Genomic DNA, 2,149 nt, shown 5'->3' with positions numbered 1-2,149 from the left:
AGTGTTCAGTTTAATTTTACAATCGGCGTATTTCTTTTTTCTAAAATCATTACATTATTTCAATAACATTTCAAACAAGTTATTGTTCTCTTTGGACAAAGCGGTGGCAATAAAAGCGGCAGTAAGGGAAAAAAAAAGAGAAGCCGCTGAACTAAATCAGCGGCTTTATTAATTAATCAGTTATGCATCCCTTGATAGACCATTTTCCCGATCCAGAAGAGGATTAGGAGCCAAAATATGATAATTGGCAAGGCATAGTACCATTTTTTGGGTTTCCCGCTCTCCCACATCCCCTGGCTTTTCTCCAGGCAGTCCTGCCAGACGTCTGCGGGAATCAGCTTGATGGTCAAAGCAGCCAGAAGAGGCAGGATTAAAAGATCGTCTAAATAACCAATTACCGGGACAGGGATCAAGTCGACCGGGGACAAGGCATAGGCCACGGTTAAAAAAGCCAGGAGCTTGGCCAGCCAGGAGGTCCGCCGGTCTTTAAGGGCGAGAAACAAGGCCGGGAGTTCAACTTTGACTCTGGCGGCCAGGGCTTGGAGCTTTTTCTTCATGTTGTCCTTTCAAGTTAGTGTTCAGCCTGCTGGATCTGGTCATTGAGGCTGGCGAGGTCAAAGTTAGCCTGCAGGAAGTCAGCGTTGCTAGTTGGCAGGTGGATGTCAAAGTCACTAAAAGGCGTGAGACTAAGGTCAGCTTCAGCCAGTTGAAAATCTAAGACATGTCCGCCCAAGGCATGGTCAGCACTTAAATAGTGGAGGTGGAAACCGCTGGAAGCGATGCCTTGGTAGAGGTCAGGAGCATAGTAACCGATCAAGGTACCGGTCGTATTTTCTCCTTCAAAGACAGCCTGCTGGTCAGCGACTTCACTTAAGCCCGGGTATGGCTTTTCTTGCTTGAAGACGGTTCTGGTCTTCATTTTGGCAAAGCGGCCGGTGAGTTTGACGGCGTAGAAGATATTCCCCATCCCCTGCCCTTTCAGATAGGCTTCAAGTTCCGGCAAAGAGAAGCCGCTTACCTTTTGGCCAGGACTTTTTGGGTCAAAGTGGACGCAGGCAAAGGGCGTTTTGACGTCACCGGATAAGGCTTCGACGGTCCCGTCCCGGCGGATGGTGTAGGCCATTCCGTCAAGGATGACCATCTCACCGTCCAGGCCGCTGCAGGTGCCGATCCCGCTGTCGCCATGTTTCAATAACTCTTCAATCGACATGGTCCCGTCAAAGAGGCCAGCGACCAGCATGGCTAGGGTGCCGTGCTGGAAAAGTTTTGGATCCTTACGCATTTTTCCCTCCTATAAATTAGTAATCAAGTTCACCGGCATGGTGAATCTGCTGGCGGTGCTTCAAGTTAAAGCCGAGGGCATCCAGGGCGTGGCTATTCTGCTGGTAGGTCAAGGCGAAGAGGTTGATTAGGCCGTCGTCAGTGTTCAGCTCGTAGACGAAGGTAGATTCGTTATCGGGGATACAGAGGGACTGGCGGCTTTCCAGGGTGTCGTCTTCTGAGAAAGTGTAGTCATCGATCACCCCTTGCAGAAGCAGGCAGCTTTCCTCTTTTTTACAGCCAGCAGGGATGGCTTGGTAGACCGCGTCTTGGTTGCGGCGGTTATAGATGACATCGACGTCAAAGTTTTCCCGGAGGTCAGTACTAGTGATAAAGAGGCGGTGCAGCTGCCGGGCCTGCTGGTAGAAGGAGCGCCAGAAGGCAGCTTTTTCCTCCCCGCATAAGCCAGCAAGTTTTTCAGAGATGCTGTAGTCCAGGATTTCACTGGGGTCAATCTCCAGATCTTCCAGGTAGTCGTTGTCGTATTCATTGTTGTAGTCGGTCATTTTTATCACCCTGCTCTTTCTTAAATTACATAGTTATGCTTTAAAGGCTTTTTGTCAATCCTAAATGTGTAAAGTCCGCGAAAAAACAGGATAAAGGCGAAAAAAAGAGCTACTAATTAGTAACAAGTAATATAGAACTATATTGAAAAATATAGCATAATGTGCTTGCGAAAGAAAACGAATCTATTTAATAGAATTTAAGTGTGTTGCATCTATGATTTTAATCAAAAGATGCAACGCATTTTTTTGGTCCTTTCTCAAACGTATGTTTGGAAATGAGCTGGAATACGTGCTAAAATATGCTTGTCGAAAAGAGGTGAAGA

Annotated in this window: 3 protein-coding genes; all 3 read right to left on the bottom strand. The window is 47.3% G+C overall.

Going from position 1 to position 2,149, the window contains the following annotated elements; genetic code table 11:
- Positions 1-176: 176 nt before the first annotated feature.
- Genes HMPREF3168_RS09335 through HMPREF3168_RS09325 form a run of 3 tightly spaced genes read right to left on the bottom strand, consistent with a single transcriptional unit; the run spans position 177 to position 1,826 of the window.
- Complete coding sequence (locus HMPREF3168_RS09335; RefSeq protein ID WP_070489765.1) at positions 177-557, bottom strand: YkvA family protein; 381 nt, start codon at positions 555-557, stop codon at positions 177-179.
- A 14-nt stretch (positions 558-571) separates the two neighbouring features.
- Positions 572-1,282 carry an acetolactate decarboxylase gene (budA, locus tag HMPREF3168_RS09330; RefSeq protein WP_070489763.1) on the bottom strand — a complete coding sequence of 237 codons (711 nt, stop codon included), beginning with the start codon at positions 1,280-1,282 and terminating at the stop codon, positions 572-574.
- A gap of 16 nt (positions 1,283-1,298) precedes the next feature.
- Positions 1,299-1,826 carry a hypothetical protein gene (locus HMPREF3168_RS09325; RefSeq protein WP_070489761.1) on the bottom strand — a complete coding sequence of 176 codons (528 nt, stop codon included), beginning with the start codon at positions 1,824-1,826 and terminating at the stop codon, positions 1,299-1,301.
- Positions 1,827-2,149 lie beyond the last annotated feature (323 nt).

The sequence above is a fragment of the Lactobacillus sp. HMSC08B12 genome (assembly GCF_001808415.1).
Classification (GTDB): domain Bacteria; phylum Bacillota; class Bacilli; order Lactobacillales; family Lactobacillaceae; genus Lactobacillus; species Lactobacillus delbrueckii.
This window is presented reverse-complemented; position numbering and strand designations above follow the sequence as displayed.